Here is a 17,897-nt window from a genome sequence, read left to right on the forward strand (position 1 = left end):
GAGCGAATGGGATTGCCGGCACTGCGAGGGCTGTTGCAGGGAGGGTTGCTGTGGCTGGCCATCGTCATGATGGTCGGTACCGCAGCGGCCGGTCCCGGCGCCGCCGGCACGGACCCTGCCGAACCGGGGACCGTACTCGTGCTTGGCCGGATCAGCGACAACCCCAAGTCACACTATGCGCAACTGCAACCCCTGCTCGACTACGTCGTCCCGCGCATGCGTGACGTCGGTATCACCGAAGGCCGCATCCTGATGGCGCCCGATGCGCAGCAGATGGCCAGCTACCTGCGCCGTGGCCGGGTCGACTGGGTGACCGAAACCTCCGGCGCCGCCGTCAACCTGGGCCTGCGCAGCGGCGCCCAGCCCCTGCTGCTGACCGAACGCAGCGGCGTGCGCGACTACCAGACCGTGTTCTTCGTACGCCGCGAGAGCCCGGTCACGTCCCTGGCCGATCTCAAGGGCCGCACCCTGGCCCTGCAGAACGTGGCGTCCACCAGCGCCTACCTGGTACCCGTGATGACCCTGTTGCAGAACGGGCTGACCCCGGAGATCCTGTTGTCGGCGCGCGATGCGGCCGCGCCGGATACGGTGGGATATGTGTTCGCGCGGTCGGAGGCAAACATCGCCACGTTCGTGCACAAGGGCATGGTGGACGCTGGTGCGGTCAGCAGCGTGGACTGGGCCGATCCGCACCGGATCCCGGCTGCGTTCCGCCGGGATTTCCGCGCCATCCACCGAACCGAGCCGTATCCGCGCGCAGTGGAAATGGTGCGGGCAGGGCTGGACCCCAAAGTGCGGGACAGGTTGCAGCAGGTGTTGCTGGATGCCGCCTCGGATCCGGAGGCGCAGGATGCGCTCGAGAAGTTTTTTGGTACGTCCGGGTTCCATCGGGTCGATGCGCAGATGCAGCACCGTTTGGATGAATTGAAACAGGGTCTTACACGCGTGCGGATGGAAGTGGAATGAGGCCGTTGGGTTCCGGAATGCAGTCCCGTTTTGTGTTGGCGATGGGCGGGGCAATGGTGGTGGTGGTGGCGATCGTAGCCGTGGTGCTTGGGCGCCAGGCAGCGATGCAGGACGAGGTCAAGCACCTCAGCGGCAGCGTCATCCACGAACTGTTCGACCGCAGCGTGCGCAGCCGCGGCGAGGCGCTGGCACGCGAGCTGTCCGATGCGTTGGCCAACCCGCTGTACTACAACGACCTGGCCCAGGTGGGTGCGCTGGTGCGCAACACCTCGCGGCAGCAGGTGGTGCGCTATGTGCTGGTGTTCGACGAGGACGGCAGGCTGATCCACGACGGCTCGGCCGAAGTGATCGATTTCGGTCGCCCCATGGAAGATCCGCTGGCCGCCGGGGCGGTGGGCGCGCGCAAGCTGGTGGTGCAGCAATCGCCCAAAGTGCTCGACAACGCCATGCCGATCATGATCGGCAACCAGCGCATCGGCGGCGTCCGCGTCGGCATGGCGCTGGATGACGTGCAGGCCATGGAGCAGCGGGCCAACCTGACCCTGGGCGAGCGCCTGCAGCAAGTGGGCAAGCGGCACCTGGGCTGGCTGCTGTTGATGCTGGGCCTGCTACTGGTGATCGGCGTGGTGGTCATCGTGTATGTGCAGCGAACGCTGGTCGGCCCGATCCGGGGGCTGGCCGCCGCGGCGCGCCAGATCGAGGCCGGCGACTACCGCCCGCAGCTGAGCAACAGCAGTCGCCAGGATGAAGTGGGCGAGCTGGTGCGCGCATTCGGTCGGATGAGCGAGGCGATTGCGCGCCACGACCGCGAAGTACGCCACATGGCCTATACCGATGCACTGACCGGCCTGACCAACCGGCTGGCATTCCGCGAGGCGCTGGACCATCGGCTGATGGCCGCGCGCGCCTCCAACCACCGATTGGCCCTGTTGTTCGCCGACATGGACGACTTCAAGCGCGTCAACGACACGCTCGGCCATGAGGCCGGCGATGAGGCGCTGCTGCAGTTCGCCCAGCGTATCAGCGCGGCCGTGGCCCAGGCCGGTGGCGACGAAGCGCTGTTGGCACGCTTCGGCGGCGATGAGTTCGTGATCCTGATCGGTGACGGCGACGTTGCCGCGAGCGCGCGCCAGCTCGCTGAAATCCTGGTCCGCGAGCTGAGCAAGCCGTTGGTGGTGCAGGGCCGGGAGCTGTTCCTGGGCACGTCGATCGGCGTGACCCTGTTCCCGGACGATGCCGCCGATGCGACCACGCTGCTGAAGAATGGCGACATCGCCATGTACCAGGCCAAGGTCGCGGGCAAGAACTGCTACCGCTATTACAGCCGTGCCATGGACCATGCGGTGGAACGCCGCGTGCACATGGAACAGGAACTGCGCGGCGCCTGGGAGCGCGGCGAGCTGCGCCTGGTTTACCAGCCCATCTTCCGCACCCGCGACCGCCGCATGGTCGGGGTGGAGGTGCTGCTGCGCTGGCAGCACCCCACGCTGGGCACCATTCCGCCGTCGGTGTTCATCGAAGTGGCCGAACAGAGCGGCCTGATCGAAGTGATCGGCCCGAAGGTGCTGCGCGCGGCGTGCATGGAGGCGGTGCAGTGGCCGCACTCGTCCGATGGCGAAGGCATGTTCGTGTCGGTCAACGTATCCCCGCGCCAGCTGCGCGGAGGTGAGCTGCCCACGCTGGTGGCCGACTGCCTGCGCGACACCGGCCTGCCGGCCTCGCGCCTGCACCTGGAGCTGACAGAAACGGCGGTGATCGGCGATGAGATGCTGGCTGCGGCGCTGCTGGACAAGCTCCACCGCACGGGCGTGAAGGTGTGGCTGGATGATTTCGGCACCGGTTTCTCCGGCCTGAGCCACCTGCGCCAGGTGCCGGTGGACGGGGTGAAGATCGACAAGAGCTTCGTGGCCGACATGCAGCGCGACCCGGACGACCTGGCCCTGACCACGGCGATCATCGCCATGGCCCACGCGCTGGGCATCACCGTGGTGGCCGAAGGCATCGAACAGGAAGTGCAGTTCGACCTGCTGAGCCAGCGCGGCTGCGATCTGGCGCAGGGCTATTGGCTGAGCGTGCCGATCACGGCCACCGACGTCGTCGAGATGATCGAATCGGGACGGTGAAGGCGTGACGACCAACGGTCGTCACCTACCCGCAGCGTCGCGCTTCGCTTTTTTTCGGCGGGTTGCGTTCGCCGCGTGGATTGCGTGGCAATCGGAACCCTAGACCGGCCGTTTGCTGGAATCGCCCGAAATTTCCCGCACCAGCTTCGGTACCAGGTACCCCGACAACCGCGCCGTCAGCTGCGCGTGCAGCGATCTGGCCGTGGCATCGTCCACTTCGAAATGCGCCACGCCCTGCACCCTGTCCACCTGGTACAGGTAATACGGCAGCACGCCCGCGGCAAAACTGCGCTCGCTCAGGTCCTGCAGCGCCTGCAGCGAATCGTTCACCCCGCGCAGCAGCACCGCCTGGTTCAGCAGGGTAGCGCCGGCACCGCGCAGGCGCGCCATGGCCGCGTCCACCGATGCATCGAATTCGTTGGCGTGATTGGCATGGATCACGAATGCCACCGGCCAGGGCAGGGCGGCGATCCACTGCACCAGTTCCTCGTCCACGCGTTCGGGCAGCACCACCGGCAGCCGGCTGTGGATGCGCAGGCGGCGCAGGTGCGGAATCTGCTTCAGCGCCTGGGTCAGCTCCACCAGCTTGTGGGTGGCCAGCGACAACGGGTCACCGCCGGACAGGATCACCTCGTCGATGCCCGGGTCCTGGGCAATGGCATCCACCGCCTCGCGCCAGCCCTCGCGGGCCGCGTTCTCGGTGCCGTAATCGAAATGCCGGCGGAAGCAGTAGCGGCAGTTGATCGCGCAGCTGCCGGTGGTCACCAGCAGGGCGCGGCCCTGGTACTTCTGGATCACCCCGGTAGCCTTGCGCGCCAGCCCGTCGCCGACCGCATCCAGGGTGAAACCCGGGGCATGCTGCAGCTCGTCGGTGACCGGCAGCACCTGGCGCAACAGTGGGTCGTGGCGGTCGCCGTGGCGCATGCGCGCAATGAAGCCCTGTGGCACCCGCAGCGCGAACTGTCCGGCAGCCTCGACCGATAGCGGCAGCGCATCCGGGTCCAGCCCCAGCTCCTCCAGCAGGGCCCGGGGGTCGCGCACGGCCTCGCGCCACAGCTGCTGCCAGCGGACAGGGGAGGGCAGGGGCGTGGCGGAGAGCTGCATGGAAAGGGGGCCTGCGGTTATCATAGGGAAAGCCTTCCCATTCTATCCGGCTCGCCGCGCCTGCGCGGCGTTTGCCCATTCAGGAGTTTCAGCATGGCCACTGTTGGCATGAACGACGTCAAGACCGGTATGAAGATCCTGGTCAACAATGAACCGGCGGTCATTACCGAGACCGAGTACGTCAAGCCGGGCAAGGGCCAGGCGTTCACCCGCATCAAGTACCGTTTCATCAAGTCCGGCCGCGTGGTCGAAATGACCATGAAGGCCACCGACGACGTGGAGAAGGCCGACGTCGTCGATACCAACATGAATTACATGTACACCGACGGCGAGTACTGGCACTTCATGGACCCGGAATCCTTCGAACAGGTCCAGGCCACCAAGTCGGGCATGGGCGGCGCCGAGAAGTGGCTGAAGGGCGAAGAATCCTGCATCGTGACCCTGTGGAACGGCGAACCGATCTTCGTGCAGCCGCCGAATTTCGTCGAACTGAAGATCACCGAGACCGATCCGGGCGTACGTGGCGACACCTCCGGCGGCGGTGGCAAGCCGGCCACCCTCGAAACCGGCGCCGTGGTCCGCGTGCCGCTGTTCGTCAACCAGGATGAAATCATCAAGGTCGACACCCGCTCGGGCGAGTATTCGGCCCGCGCCGGCAAGTAATGCGGCCAGAGGTCGCATTACGGTAGCGCCGACTGCTGGTCGGCCCTCGCACCGCCTGGACCGGCCTGTGGACGGCGCTACCCACCCGCACATCGCGGTGATCCCGCATCGTCGGATCACCGGCACTCAAAGCGAGACCGCATGACCGACACCAACCGCATTCCCGAACCCTGTGATCTGCTCATCGAAGCGGGTTACGTGGTCCCGATCGAACCGCATGCGGTGGTGCTGGAAGACCATGCCGTGGCCGTGCGCGGCACCGAAATCGTGGCGATCCTGCCGCGCGCCGAAGCGCGCGCGCGCTTCAGCGCCCGCCAGGTGGTGTCGCGGCCGGATGCGGCGCTGATGCCCGGCCTGGTCAACGCCCACACGCACAACCCGATGACGCTGCTGCGCGGCGTGGCCGACGACCTGCCGCTCATGGTGTGGCTGCAGCAGCACATCTGGCCGGTGGAAGCGGCGGTGATCGGCCCGGAATTCGTCGCCGACGGCACCACCCTGGCCATCGCCGAAATGCTGCGCGGCGGCACCACCTGCGCCAACGAAAACTACTTCTTCGCCGACGTCCAGGCGGCGGTCTACAAGCAGCACGGCTTCCGTGCGCTGGTCGGCGCGGTGATCATCGATTTCCCCACCGCCTGGGCCAAGACCGACGACGAGTACTTCGCCAAGGCCGGCGAGCTGCACGACCAGTGGCGGAACGACCCGCTGATCGGCACCTCGTTCGCCCCGCACGCGCCGTACACCGTCAACGACGCCAATTTCGAACGCGTGCGCATGCTGTCCGACCAGCTGGACATGCAGGTGCACCTGCACACGCATGAAACCGCGCAGGAAATCAGCGATTCGATCAAGCTGCACGGCCAGCGCCCGCTGGCGCGGCTGGACCGCCTGGGCCTGGTCAACGACCGCCTGATCGCGGTGCACATGACCCAGCTGACCGAAGCGGAAATCCACCTCTGCGCCGAACGCGGCGTGAGCGTGGTGCATTGCCCCGAATCCAACCTCAAGCTGGCCTCCGGGTTCTGCCCGGCCTGCGCCCTGCAGCGCGCGGGGGTCAACCTGGCGATCGGCACCGATGGCTGCGCCAGCAACAACGACCTGGACATGTTCAGCGAAAACCGCACCGCGGCGATCCTGGCCAAGGCAGTGGCCAACGACGCCACCGCGCTGGACGCGGCCACCACGCTGCGTGCGGCCACCCTGGGCGGTGCACGCGCGCTGGGCTTCGGCGACCGCATCGGCTCGATCGAAGTGGGCAAGCAGGCCGATCTGGTCTGCGTGGACCTGTCGGCCCTGGAAACCCAGCCGCTGCACCACGTGCTCTCGCAGCTGGTGTATGCCGCCGGTCGCCACCAGGTCAGCGATGTCTGGATTGCCGGGCAGCCCAAGCTGGTCCAGCGCGAGCTGGTCGGCATGGATACTGCGGCCATCGTCGCCAACGCCCGCCAGTGGCGCGAGCGCATTCGTCACATCCGCGCCTGAGGCGCGAAAAGGACAACCATGAACGCCCCCCACGCTTCCACCAATTACGACCAGGCCGAACTGGACAAGTTCGCCGCGCTCGCCAACCGCTGGTGGGACGCTGACGGCCCGCAGAAGCCGCTGCATGCGCTGAACCCGGTGCGCCTGAAGTACGTTGCGGACCGGGTCACGCTGCGCGGTGCGCGCGTGCTCGACATCGGGTGCGGCGGTGGCCTGCTCAGCGAAGCCCTGGCCCAGTCCGGCGCGGACGTGACCGCCATCGACCTGGCCCCGGAGCTGGTCAAGGTCGCCCGCCTGCATGGCCTGGAGTCGGGCGTCACCGTCGACTACCGCGTGCAGGCTGCCGAAGACCTGGCTGCCGAACAGCCGGGCAGCTTCGATGTGGTGACCTGCATGGAAATGCTGGAACACGTGCCGGACCCGGGCGCGATCATCGCCGCCTGCCACCGCCTGCTCAAGCCCGGCGGCCAGCTGTTCCTGTCCACGGTCAACCGCACCCCGGCCGCATTTGCCGTGGCCATTGTCGGTGCCGAATACATCGCGCGCCTGTTGCCCAAGGGCACGCACCACTATCAGGATTTCATCAAGCCGTCCGAGTTGGGCAAGTGGCTGCGCGAGGCCGATTTCACCCTGCGCGATGTCAGTGGCATGGCCTACGAACCGTGGCGCAACCGCGCGCGGCTGAGCACGCGCACCGACATCAACTACCTGGCCCACGCGGTGAAGCCTGACACTGGCGACCGTGGCTGAGTCCGGTTTCCCGCAAGCGGTTCTGTTCGACCTGGATGGCACGCTGCTCGACAGCGCGCCTGACATGTTGGCCACCGCCAACGCCATGCTGGCCGCACGCGACCGCGCTCCGATCCCGCTGGACGCGCTGCGCCCGGTGGTGTCGAAAGGATCGCGGGCAATGGTGGCCGTGGCGTTCCCCGAACTGGGGCAGGAGGCACGCGATGCGCTGGTGCCGGAGTTCCTGGATCGCTACGAAGCGCTGATCGGCCAGCACGCGGTGCTGTTCAATGGCGTGGCCGGCATGCTCGACGCGTTGGAGGCTTCAGGCTGTGCCTGGGGCATCGTCACCAACAAGCCCGAATACCTGGCGCGGCTGATCCTGCCGCAGCTGGGCTGGGAAACCCGCTGCGCGGTCCTGATCGGCGGCGACACCCTGGCCCAGCGCAAGCCGCACCCGTTGCCGCTGCTGGCCGCGGCCGAGCGCATGGGCATCGACCCGGGCACCTGCATCTACGTCGGCGACGACGAGCGCGACATCGTCGCCGCCAATGCCGCGGGCATGGCCTCGGTTGCTGCGCTGTGGGGTTACCGCCTGGACGCCGACGACCCGCTGGCCTGGGGCGCCGAGGCAATGGTCGAACAACCCGAAGCACTCCAGCACGCTGACGCCTGGCCCGCAGCCCGCCGGTAACGCCGGCCGTATCACTCTGGCGCCGGTCAAACCGCGCGCCAGACAACACAGGCAGGTATCGGCCGTTGGTCGATACGCGCTCCACAAGGAATCCGCAATGTCCACCTCCACCGCCCTCGACAGCTTCCTCGACAAATGGCGGACCCGCTGGCCGGAATGGCAGGTGGCCGAACCGTTCATCGCCCAGTCCCAGCGCACCCTGGTGCTGGCGTGGTTCGCGCTGCTGCAGGAATTCGACGACATCCTCAACATCGCCGGCGACCCGATGCCGGCCGACGCCAAGCTGGCGTGGTGGGGCGAGGAGCTGCGCAGCTGGGCCGCGCAGCGTTCGCGCCATCCGTTGGGCCGCGTGCTGGAGCCGGTGCGGGCGCCGTGGGGCGAGTTGGCCGCGGCGTTGCCGGACCTGATTGAAGCGCGCGCAACGGCCGTGGATCCGGCGCAGGCGCAACGCGCCCTGCAGGCCTACGGTGCCGCCGTGGCGGCGGTGGAAGCGGTGATGTTCGCCACCCCGGTGCGTGGCGATGTGGCCACTCCCGTGGTGCTGCAGACCTTGGCCCAGCGCCTGCATGAAGTGGGCGTGGCCGCAGTGCCGCGTTCGTTGCTGGCGGAGGAGAGTGGCGATGCCACGCAGCGCTGGGCGCAGCAACTGCTGCGGCAGTGGCCGGCCCGCGTGGCCGGCCCGCGCCCGCGCCGCCTGTATGCATCGCTGGCGCGCGCGCGCCAGCAGGCCTGGTCGCAGGGCCGCGAGCTCAAGGCCACCCCGTTGCGCACCCTGTTGCGCACCTGGTGGGCGGCCCGGGGGTGATCGGGCGAGTGCCGACCAACGGTCGGCACCTACCAAACCCGGTCCATCGGCAGGTACCGACCGTTGGTCGGTACCCGTTCACCGGTTGCGTTCGAGCACCAGCAGCGGGTCGATGCGTGTGTCGAACCAGTTCATGCCCCAATGCAGGTGCGGACCGGTCGCACGGCCGGTCGCGCCGACTGCGGCAATCACCTGGCCCTGCTCGACGCGGTCGCCGACCTTCACGTCGATCCGCGACAGGTGCAGGAAGTTCGAACTGATCCCGAACCCGTGATCCAGCAGCAACGTACCGCCGGTCAGGTACAGGTCCGGCCCGGCAAACGTCACCACGCCGGCCGCCGGTGCCTTCACCGGGGTGCCGGTCGGCACCGCGATATCCATTCCCGAATGCCCCGAACCCGGCTGCCCGTTGTACACCCGCGCATTGCCGAAGCGGCCGCTGATGCGGCCCTGCACCGGCCAGACGAACGCCTGGGCGAAATCGGCACGGTTATCATCGCGCGCGCGCGCCGCGGTCACCTGCGCCTGCTCGCGTTTGATCCGCTCGGCAATCGCCGGCGGCGGGTTCACGGTCTTGGGCGGCACGCCGTTGACGCGCTCCACCGGCCAGTCACGCGGGGTCACCGCGATGCTCACCGTTTCGCTGCCGCCATCGGGGCGCTGCACCTGGACCTGCAACGGCCCCTTCTCATCGCGGCCGATCCCGAACACCACGCTGCCGTAGCCGCTCACCCGCAACGTACGGCCGGCGTACTGCACCACGCTGCCGGCCGGCACCTTGCCGATCACCATCGCACCCTGCGACGCGCTGGCCGGGAACACCACGCGGGCGTCGGCCTGGGCCTGGGCGGGCGAGGGCAGCAGGCCGATCGCGCCCATCGGGGCCAGGGCCAGCAGGCCCAGGCCCAACATGGTTGCCCGCATCAGCGGTCGTAGCTCATGCGCTGGCCATTCGGCGCGCCCACCAGCTGCGTGCCATCCCAGGCCAGCTGGCCGTTGACCCAGGTCGAAGCCACGCGCGAACGGAAGGTCATGCCCTCGAACGGCGACCACGCGCACTTGGAGAGCACGTCTTCGCGCTTCACGGTGAACGGTACGTCTTCCACCAGCACCAGGTCGGCCCAGTAGCCTTCGCGCAGGTAACCGCGCTGGCTTACATCGAACAGCTGCGCCGGTGCGTGCGCGAACTTCTGCACCACCTGGGTGATCTCCAGCTTGCCTTCGTGCACCAGCTCAAGCGCCGCCACCAGCGCATACTGCACCAGCGGCAGGCCCGAGGGTGCCTGCGCATACGGCTTCTGCTTCTCTTCCCAGGTGTGCGGGGCGTGGTCGGTCGCCAGCACGTCGATCACGTTGTCGGCCACGGCCTTCGTCAGCGCCTCGCGGTCGCTCACTTCCTTGATTGCCGGGTTGCACTTGATCAGGTTGCCCAGCCGCGCGTAATCGGTGCGGTCAAAGCGCAGGAAGTGGATGCAGGTTTCGGCGGTGATCTGCTTGCGGGTGCCATCGGCGCGGATCAGCGGGCCCTTCTCGAACAGTGCCAGCTCGTCGGCAGTGGAGATGTGCAGCACGTGCAGGCGGGTGCCGTGCTTCTTCGCCAGTTCCACCGCCAGCTTCGACGACTTCAGGCAGGCCTCGCGCGAGCGGATGTCCGGGTGCTGTTCAGCGCTGAGCGCATCGCCGTACTTCTCGGCGTATTCCTTCGCCTTGGCATCGATCATCGGCGTGTCTTCGCAGTGCGTGATGATCGGCGTGGGCGCGAACCTGAAGATCGCGTCCAGCGTGTCCGGGTTGTCCACCAGCATGTTGCCGGTGGAGGCGCCCATGAACACCTTGATGCCGGGCGAGGCTTTCGGATCCACCGCCTTGATGTCTTCCAGGTTGTCGTTGCTGGCGCCCATGTAGAAGCCGTAGTTGGCGCGCGCGCGACCAGCGGCACTGTCGTATTTGGCCTGCAGCGCCGCCGCGTTCAGCGTCGGCGGATTGGTGTTGGGCATGTCCATGAAGCTGGTCAGGCCGCCGGCCACCGCAGCAGCCGATTCGGTGGCGATGTCGCCCTTGTGGGTCAGGCCGGGTTCGCGGAAGTGCACCTGGTCGTCGATCATCCCGGGCAGCAGCCAGCGACCGGCGGCATCGACCACCGTGTCGCCTGCCTGCGCCTGCAGGCCGGTGCCGATCTGCGCGATGCGGCCGTTCTCGATGCGCAGGTCGCCGTCGAAGATGCGGCCTTCGTTGACCATGCGGGCGTTGACGATGAGCGTGGAGGGCATTTCAGTGTTTTCCTGTGCAGCGGCAATCGGCGTGCCCGGTGCGCGGCGGCACCTCGTCCACGCCACCGGGATGGAAGGGATGGCAGCGCCCCAGCCGGCGCGCGGCCAGCCAGCTGCCACGCGCGGGGCCATGCGTGGCGATGGCCTGCATGGCGTATTCAGAACAGCTCGGCATGAACCGGCAGCGCGGTCCGAGCAGCGGGCTGACGAAGCGCTTGTAGAAGCGCAGCAGGGCAATGAGCAGGTGGGAGATCACCCCGCAATCTTAGAGCAGTTGGCATGAAGGCCGCATTTGTCGCAGGATGGGGTGTTGGACCCGTCCGCGCTGGTGCGCGGCGGGGCCGCCCCGGCGCCATCGCCGGGTCAGGTTCCGAACTGCGCAGGTCGTTCCGCCCAAGCGGGGGAGCGGCCACACGCCGCTGTGTTCTCCGGCTGAACGGAGTAGGCGGAGTGGTTGCTGCTGCTGGTCGGGTAGGCTATAAAGGCCCGCTTTCCCGGGCCCCGGGGAAACCAAGGAAGAGCGTTTCGTGGCTGCTAAAAAAACTGCAAAGAAGGCCGTAAAGGCCGCCAAGAAAACCGCCAAGCCTGTTGCTAAGAAGTTGGCGGCCAAGACCGTTGCCAAGAAACCGGCCGCAAAGCCGGCGGGCAAGCCTGCATCCAGACAACCGGCGGCCAGGACGGCACCCGTGAAGAAGGCGGCCGCCAAGAAGGCGCCTGCCAAAAAGGCGGCAGTCGCCAAGCCTCAGGTAAAAAAGGCCGCCGCCAAGCCGGCACCCAAGCCGGCGGTAAAGAAGGCCGTGGCCAAAAAGCCCGTCGCAAAGGCGCCGGCAAAAAAGGCCGCGCCCGCCAGCAAGCCCGTGGCCAAGAAATCCGTAACACCGGTGGCCAAGACTGCGCCGGTGAAAAAAGCGGTTGCCAAGCCTGCACCGGCCACGCCGGTAAAGGCCGCCAAGCCGGCGGCCAAGCCGGTTGCAGCACCCGTAGTGAAGTCCGCACCGAAGCCGGCTCCGCCGGCGCCGGCCAAGTCTGTCCCGGCCAAGGCCGCGGCCAAGCCTGCTCCCGCTCCGGCCTCCGCGCCGAAGCCGGTGGCGGCAGCCCCCGCGCCGAAAGCCCCGCAAAACAAGAATCCCGTGCCCGTTTCGAAATCGCCTGCAAAAACTCCCGTGAAATCCGAATCCGCCCCCAAGCCCGTGTCGCGTCCGATCGGCAAGGTCGCCGTTGCCGTGGCAGCGCGCTCGTCCGCCCCGGCCCCGAAGACCAAGGTGAAGGTGGTCGAGTACAAGACCGACGAAGCCACGGGTCGTCCGATCCTTCCCGACGGCTACAAGCCGAGCGCGGAAGAGGAGTACATGAGCCCGCTGCAGCTGGAGTATTTCCGCCAGCGCCTGCAGCATTGGCGCAATGAACTGGTCGAAGAATCCAAGCAGACCATCGCCAACCTGCAGGAAGAAGTGCGTGACATCGGCGACGAAGCCGAGCGCGCCACCCGCGAGACCGAAAACTCGCTGGAACTGCGTACCCGCGACCGTTACCGCAAGCTGATCGGCAAGATCAACAGCACGCTCAAGCGTCTTGAAGACGGCGACTACGGCTTCTGCGTGGACACCGGCGAAGAAATCGGCCTGGACCGCCTCGAAGCGCGCCTGACCGCCGAACGCACCATCGACGCCCAGGAGCGTTGGGAGCACCTGCAGAAGCAGCAGGGCGACTGATTTCCGGTCGTTGTTGATGCAATCAGAAAACCCGGCTTCGGCCGGGTTTTTTGTTGCCTTCAGTTATTGCAGATCCCGCAGATTCAACCGGCGCAGGGTAGGGTTCTTCCAGGCGGTAATACCGGCAACGCTCAACACCGCGAACCCGCCCAGCACTACCGCCGGCACCAGGCCCAGCAGCTTGGCCATCGTGCCCGCATAGAATGCGCCCAGTTCGTTCGACGAGCTGATGAAAATGCCGTTGATCGATGACACCCGCCCGCGCATTTCTTCTGGCGTGGCCAGCTGCAGGATGGTCGAACGGATCACCACCGACACCCCGTCGAAGGCCCCGTAGAACAGCAGGATCACCGCCGACAGCCAGAAGCTGTGCGAGAGCCCGAAGCCGATCACGCACAGCCCGAACCCGGCCACCGCGAGCAACAGCACCCGGCCCGCATGGCGCTGCAGCGGCCGGCGGGCCAGCCACAGCCCCACGCACACCGAGCCCAATGCGGGTGCCGCGCGCAGGATGCCCAGGCCTTCCGGCCCGTGGTGCAGGATCTCGTGCAGGAATGCCGGCAGCATTGCCACCACTCCGCCCAACAGCACCGAGAACATGTCCAGCGCCATCGCGCCGACCATGATCCGGTTGCCCAGCACGAAGCGGCCGCCCTCGGCGATGCTCCTGAAGATCGGTGCCGCCGGCCCGGTGTGCACCGGCTCGGACACCCGCAATGCTGCCAGGCAGCCCAGTGCGCCCAGCGCCGCCGCCACCGCCACCCCGTAGGACAGGCTCTTGCCGCCCCAGGCCACCAGCCCGCCGCCCAGCGCCGGGCCCACCACCATGCCCGCCTGGAACACCACCGAGCCCAGCCCCGCGCCGCGCGCGAACTGGTGGCGTTCCAGCACCCGCGCGAACAGCGCGTTGTAGATCGGCGACAGGAACGCGCGGACCATGCCCGTCATCGCCACGGCGGCATAGATCGGCCACACCCCGTGGAACGGAAGCCAGCCTTCGGAAACCGCCGTCAGCACCACCGCCGTGAGCACCAGCCCGCTGCACGCCAGCATGCCCAGCCGGCGGCGCGGCAGGTGGTCCACCAGGTAACCCGCGAACGGCGCCACGCAGAAGAACGGCAGCACCTCGGCCAGCCCGACCAGGCCCAGCGAGAACGGGTTGCGGGTGACTTCGTAGATGTGCCAGCCCACCGTGACCGCCACGATCTGGTAGGACAGCATCGCCAGGATGCGGTACGCCAGCAGCAGCGAAAAACCCGGCCGCGTGAGCAGGCCCAGCGCGCTGTCGGCGGTCTCGGAAGGGGCCGGTGAACTCACGGCGCCGACTGCGCCTGTGCGGTCTCGCGGATGAAGGCCAGCATCGCCGCCACCCCGTTGCTGCGGGTCGGCGACAGGTGCCGGGACAGCCCGATGTCCTGGATGTAGGTCGGCTCGGTGGCCAGGATCTCCGCCGCCGAACGCCCGGAGTAGACGCGCAGCGCCAGGTAGATCAGGCCCGAGACGATGGCCGAATCACTGATCGCATGGAAGCGCAGCGTAGCGGCGTTGCCTTCCGGCACGATCCACACCATCGACTGGCAGCCCAGCAGGCGGTGCTCCTCGGTTTTCCACTCGTCCGGAAACACCGGCAGCTTGCGACCCAGGTCGATCAGGTACTGGTAACGCTCGGACCAGTCGCCGAAGAACGCGAATTCCTCGGCAATGGCGGCCTGCGCGTCGGCAGCGGTGGGTTCAATCGGGAACGGGGAATCGATCACAGCCATCTCTACAGTTGTCACGGAACGTCGGGCCAACCCGACGGTAACGCCCGACCCTTGGTCGGGCGGCCTTTCAACGCTTGCGCGACCAGCGCACGCCCTGCGCGGTGTCTTCCAGCACGATGCCCTCTGCGGCCAGCTGGTCGCGGATCGCATCGGAACGGGCGAAGTCGCGGGCCTGCTTGGCCGCCCCGCGCTCGTCGATCAGCGCCTGGATGCGCGCGTCACCATCGGCGTCGCCGCCGCTGGTGCCAAACCACGCAGCCGGGTCCTGCTGCAGCAGTCCCAGCGCACGGCCCGCGCCCAGCAACGCCGATTTCCAGCGGGCCTTGTCGGCCGGTTCGGCGCGGCGCGCTTCCGCCCCCAGCCGAGCCAGCTCGGCCAGTGCCTGCGGGGTGTTCAGGTCGTCGTCCAGCGCGGCTTCGATCTCGGCCGGGATGGCCGGCGTCGCAGCCACGTCGGCCAGGTCGCGCAGGGTGCCGTACAACCGGTCCAGGGTACGCACCGACTGCTCGATCAGCGCATCGGACCAGTCCAGCGGCTGTCGGTAATGAGCCGACAGCAGCGCCAGCCGCAGCGCCTCCGGCGCGTGCTGGCGGACCAGATCGTGGACCCGCTCGATGTTGCCGATCGACTTGCTCATCTTGGCGCCGCCAAAGTTGAGCATGCCGTTGTGCAGCCAGAACCGCGCGAAGGTCTGCCCGCCGTGGGCGCACTCGCTCTGCGCGATTTCGTTCTCGTGGTGCGGGAACTGCAGGTCCACGCCTCCGGCATGGATGTCGATGGTCGGGCCCAGGTGGGCGGCCGCCATCGCCGAGCACTCGATATGCCAACCCGGCCGGCCCCGGCCCCAGGGCGATTCCCAGCCCGGCAGGTCGTCGCTGGAGGGCTTCCACAGCACGAAGTCGCCCGGATCGCGCTTGTACGGGGCCACATCCACCCGTGCCCCGGCCAGCATCTCGTCCGGGTCGCGGCGCGAGAGCTTGCCGTAGTCGGGGTAGGAGGACACCGAAAACAGCACATGACCCTCGGCCGCGTAGGCGTGGCCAGCCGCGATCAGCTGCTCGATCATGGTGACGATGTGCGGGATATGCGCGGTGGCTTCCGGCTCGATATCCGGTGGCAGCACGCCCAGCGCGGCCATGTCTTCACGGTAGGCGGCGGCGAAGCGGTCGGTGATGGCCGAAATCGGCACCCCCTGCTCGCGCGCGGCCGTGTTGATCTTGTCGTCCACGTCGGTGATGTTGCGGGCGTAGCGCAGCCCGCCGAAGCGGCGCCGCAGCAGGTCGGCCAGCACCCCGAACACCACCGGACCCCGGGCGTTGCCGATATGGACATAGTTGTAGACCGTGGGGCCGCACACATACAGGGTCGGACAGGTCGGATCGAGCGGGGTGAACGGTTCGAGCTGGCGTGTCAGGTTGTTGTGCAGGCGCAGGGTCATGGGGGCGTAGGGCCGGGCCGGGTAGGGGCAAGCCCTCGATTTTAGATCACATCGAGCCCCAGCGCCGGCTCCGGAACGGACCCCGTTACCCCGGATTTCGCAATCGACACGGTCCGGTATGGGCAGATGCGTCGCGGAAGGGTAATGTTCAGCCCCTTGTGCCGCGCACTCCCTACACTATCCGTCTTGTCCACTTTCCTGTTGCCAATGAAATCCGCTTCGTTGCTGACGCTGACCTGCCTGCTGGGGAGCGCCGCCTTCATGGCGCGTGCCCAGGATGCCGAGGTCCGTAACCGGGTGGTGATCGTTGAGAACGTGAAGTTCGACTACGCGCAGGTGCTCAACGTGGAGCCGGTGTTCCAGATCCTGCGGGCTACCCGCACCGAAGAACACTGCGAACCGGTATCCACCCGGACCCTGGCCCCGGTCAACGTCACCGGTGAAGAGCCACAGGAAGAGAAGGGCCGCTTCGGCCGTTTCATGGATTCGGTGCGCTCCATCTTCAAGCGTGAAGACGGCAGCACCGAGGACATGGCGCCGGTGGTGGAAGCCCCGGCGGCCAGCAACGGCCCGCTGCTGACCCGCGATTGCCGCATCATCCCGGTCGGGCGCGAGTTCCGCCGGCCCATCGCCTACGACGTGGACTACGTGTACAAGGGCACCAAGTACCGCTCCCGTCTGCCCGAAGACCCCGGCAACCGGCTCAAGATCCGCGTCTCCATCACCCCGTGGATGGGCGCCGAGCAGGGCAGCACCGCAAATCCCTGAGATTCGTGTAGCCACTGACAGTGGCTACCTGCCCGCCTGAATCGAGATTCAGGCTTGCGCCTTTCCCCCGTCACATGCAAAGATGGGCGGCCATGAAACTCACCGACTTCCAGCACGACACCAGCGCCGCCCGTATGGCTACGGGCATGACGTCGCGTGCCCGCCGACCGGAACCCCACATTTTCGCTGGGTAACCGGAGCTTCGTGCTGTCCGTTCGGAAAACCCAGCCCCCGCGCTGGGTTTTTTCGTTTCTACGATTTGAAAAGTTGCATTTGTACCCTTTCTTCCATTGAAACCCGCCTCAAAGGATCGATCGATGTCCCTGAAGCACTTCCTCAACACCCAGGACTGGAGCCGTACCGACCTGGATGCCCTGCTGACCCAGGCCGCGCTGTTCAAGCGCAACAAGCTGGGCGACGAGCTCAAGGGCAAATCGATTGCCCTGGTGTTCTTCAATCCGTCCATGCGCACCCGCACCAGCTTCGAGCTGGGCGCCTTCCAGCTGGGTGGTCACGCGATCGTGCTGCAGCCGGGCAAGGATGCATGGCCGATCGAGTTCAACCTCGGCACCGTGATGGATGGCGACACCGAAGAGCACATCGCTGAAGTGGCCAAGGTGCTGGGCCGCTATGTCGACCTGATCGGCGTGCGCGCCTTCCCGAAGTTCATCGACTGGGCGCAGGATCGTGAGGACATCGTGCTCAAGGCGTTCGCGAAGTACTCGCCGGTCCCGGTGATCAACATGGAAACCATCACCCACCCGTGCCAGGAACTGGCCCATGTGATGGCGTTGCAGGAACACTTCGGCACCCAGGACCTGCGCGGCAAGAAGTACGTGTTGACCTGGACCTACCACCCCAAGCCGCTCAATACCGCCGTGGCCAACTCGGCGCTGACCATCGCCACCCGCATGGGCATGGACGTGACCCTGCTGTGCCCGACCGCTGACTACATCCTCGACGACCGCTACATGGGCTGGGCCGAGCAGAACGTGGCCGAGAACGGCGGCTCGCTGAAGATCAGCCACGACATCGCCAGTGCCTACAGCGGCGCCGACGTGGTGTACGCCAAGAGCTGGGGCGCGCTGCCGTTCTTCGGCAACTGGGAGCCGGAAAAGCCCATCCGCGACCAGTACAAGCACTTCATCGTCGACGAAGCCAAGATGGCCATGACCAACAACGGCGTGTTCAGCCACTGCCTGCCACTGCGCCGCAACGTCAAGGCCACCGATGGCGTGATGGATTCGGCGCAGTGCATCGCCATCAACGAAGCCGAGAACCGCCTGCACGTGCAGAAGGCCATCATGTCGGCGTTGGCTGGCCGGTAATCGCGCGTTCCACCCCGTTTTTCTTACAACCCCACTTCGGACCCGACCC

Annotated in this window: 17 protein-coding genes; 10 read left to right on the plus strand and 7 right to left on the minus strand. The window is 67.1% G+C overall.

Features of this window, described 5'->3' with window-relative positions; translation table 11 throughout:
- Positions 1-6 precede the first annotated feature (6 nt).
- Positions 7-966, plus strand: coding sequence for a phosphate/phosphite/phosphonate ABC transporter substrate-binding protein (locus ACGFZ3_RS12145; RefSeq protein ID WP_392921213.1), 960 nt, complete (start codon positions 7-9; stop codon positions 964-966).
- Entirely contained in the window at positions 963-3,089 is a 2,127-nt protein-coding gene (locus ACGFZ3_RS12150; protein WP_392921216.1) for a putative bifunctional diguanylate cyclase/phosphodiesterase, read from the plus strand. The genes ACGFZ3_RS12145 and ACGFZ3_RS12150 overlap by 4 nt, the downstream gene beginning before the upstream one ends.
- Before the next feature lie 99 nt (positions 3,090-3,188).
- Here the strand turns inward: ACGFZ3_RS12150 and epmB are convergent, their stop codons facing one another.
- Positions 3,189-4,193, minus strand: a complete 1,005-nt coding sequence (epmB, locus tag ACGFZ3_RS12155) for an EF-P beta-lysylation protein EpmB (protein WP_392921219.1) — start codon at positions 4,191-4,193, stop codon at positions 3,189-3,191.
- A 93-nt stretch (positions 4,194-4,286) separates the two neighbouring features.
- Between epmB and efp the strand changes: the two genes are divergently transcribed.
- From efp to ACGFZ3_RS12180, 5 genes are all read left to right on the plus strand, one after another.
- Positions 4,287-4,856: an elongation factor P gene (gene efp / locus ACGFZ3_RS12160; protein ID WP_392921221.1), complete on the plus strand. Its 570-nt coding sequence runs from the start codon at positions 4,287-4,289 to the stop codon at positions 4,854-4,856.
- A gap of 141 nt (positions 4,857-4,997) precedes the next feature.
- A complete protein-coding gene (locus ACGFZ3_RS12165) occupies positions 4,998-6,341 on the plus strand; it encodes a TRZ/ATZ family hydrolase (RefSeq protein ID WP_392921224.1) in 1,344 nt (447 codons plus the stop codon).
- Between the two features lie 18 nt (positions 6,342-6,359).
- Positions 6,360-7,091 carry a bifunctional 2-polyprenyl-6-hydroxyphenol methylase/3-demethylubiquinol 3-O-methyltransferase UbiG gene (ubiG, locus tag ACGFZ3_RS12170; protein WP_392921227.1) on the plus strand — a complete coding sequence of 244 codons (732 nt, stop codon included), beginning with the start codon at positions 6,360-6,362 and terminating at the stop codon, positions 7,089-7,091.
- The gene (locus tag ACGFZ3_RS12175; protein ID WP_392921230.1) at positions 7,084-7,764 is read left to right on the plus strand and encodes a phosphoglycolate phosphatase; all 681 of its coding nucleotides are present in this window, start codon (positions 7,084-7,086) and stop codon (positions 7,762-7,764) included. Before ubiG ends, ACGFZ3_RS12175 begins: the two co-directional genes overlap by 8 nt.
- Before the next feature lie 97 nt (positions 7,765-7,861).
- Positions 7,862-8,569 carry a squalene/phytoene synthase family protein gene (locus tag ACGFZ3_RS12180; RefSeq protein ID WP_392921233.1) on the plus strand — a complete coding sequence of 236 codons (708 nt, stop codon included), beginning with the start codon at positions 7,862-7,864 and terminating at the stop codon, positions 8,567-8,569.
- 78 nt (positions 8,570-8,647) lie between these two features.
- Here the strand turns inward: ACGFZ3_RS12180 and ACGFZ3_RS12185 are convergent, their stop codons facing one another.
- The 3 genes from ACGFZ3_RS12185 to yidD are packed head-to-tail and all read right to left on the minus strand — an operon-like array spanning position 8,648 to position 11,095.
- Entirely contained in the window at positions 8,648-9,493 is an 846-nt protein-coding gene (locus tag ACGFZ3_RS12185) for a M23 family metallopeptidase (protein WP_392921236.1), read from the minus strand.
- Positions 9,493-10,839: a dihydroorotase gene (locus ACGFZ3_RS12190; protein WP_392921239.1), complete on the minus strand. Its 1,347-nt coding sequence runs from the start codon at positions 10,837-10,839 to the stop codon at positions 9,493-9,495. Before ACGFZ3_RS12190 ends, ACGFZ3_RS12185 begins: the two co-directional genes overlap by 1 nt.
- 1 nt (position 10,840) lies before the next feature.
- Positions 10,841-11,095 (minus strand): membrane protein insertion efficiency factor YidD, encoded by a 255-nt coding sequence (gene yidD, locus ACGFZ3_RS12195; protein WP_392921243.1) that lies wholly within the window; start codon positions 11,093-11,095, stop codon positions 10,841-10,843.
- Between the two features lie 271 nt (positions 11,096-11,366).
- On the opposite strand from yidD, the gene dksA reads away from it, so the two are divergent.
- A complete protein-coding gene (dksA, locus tag ACGFZ3_RS12200) occupies positions 11,367-12,551 on the plus strand; it encodes an RNA polymerase-binding protein DksA (protein ID WP_392921246.1) in 1,185 nt (394 codons plus the stop codon).
- A gap of 63 nt (positions 12,552-12,614) precedes the next feature.
- On the opposite strand, the gene ACGFZ3_RS12205 is transcribed toward dksA, so the two are convergent.
- The 3 genes from ACGFZ3_RS12205 to cysS form a co-directional block, all read right to left on the minus strand.
- Positions 12,615-13,868, minus strand: coding sequence for an MFS transporter (locus ACGFZ3_RS12205; protein WP_392921249.1), 1,254 nt, complete (start codon positions 13,866-13,868; stop codon positions 12,615-12,617).
- Complete coding sequence (locus ACGFZ3_RS12210; protein WP_392922009.1) at positions 13,865-14,308, minus strand: SufE family protein; 444 nt, start codon at positions 14,306-14,308, stop codon at positions 13,865-13,867. The genes ACGFZ3_RS12205 and ACGFZ3_RS12210 overlap by 4 nt, the downstream gene beginning before the upstream one ends.
- 73 nt (positions 14,309-14,381) lie before the next feature.
- A complete protein-coding gene (gene cysS, locus ACGFZ3_RS12215; RefSeq protein WP_392921252.1) occupies positions 14,382-15,752 on the minus strand; it encodes a cysteine--tRNA ligase in 1,371 nt (456 codons plus the stop codon).
- A 207-nt stretch (positions 15,753-15,959) separates the two neighbouring features.
- Between cysS and ACGFZ3_RS12220 the strand changes: the two genes are divergently transcribed.
- The gene (locus ACGFZ3_RS12220) at positions 15,960-16,520 is read left to right on the plus strand and encodes a hypothetical protein (protein WP_392921255.1); all 561 of its coding nucleotides are present in this window, start codon (positions 15,960-15,962) and stop codon (positions 16,518-16,520) included.
- 317 nt (positions 16,521-16,837) lie between these two features.
- A complete protein-coding gene (locus ACGFZ3_RS12225; RefSeq protein WP_392921258.1) occupies positions 16,838-17,848 on the plus strand; it encodes an N-acetylornithine carbamoyltransferase in 1,011 nt (336 codons plus the stop codon).
- Positions 17,849-17,897: the final 49 nt, after the last annotated feature.

The organism is Stenotrophomonas sp. NPDC047960 (genome assembly GCF_043204395.1).
GTDB lineage: Bacteria > Pseudomonadota > Gammaproteobacteria > Xanthomonadales > Xanthomonadaceae > Stenotrophomonas.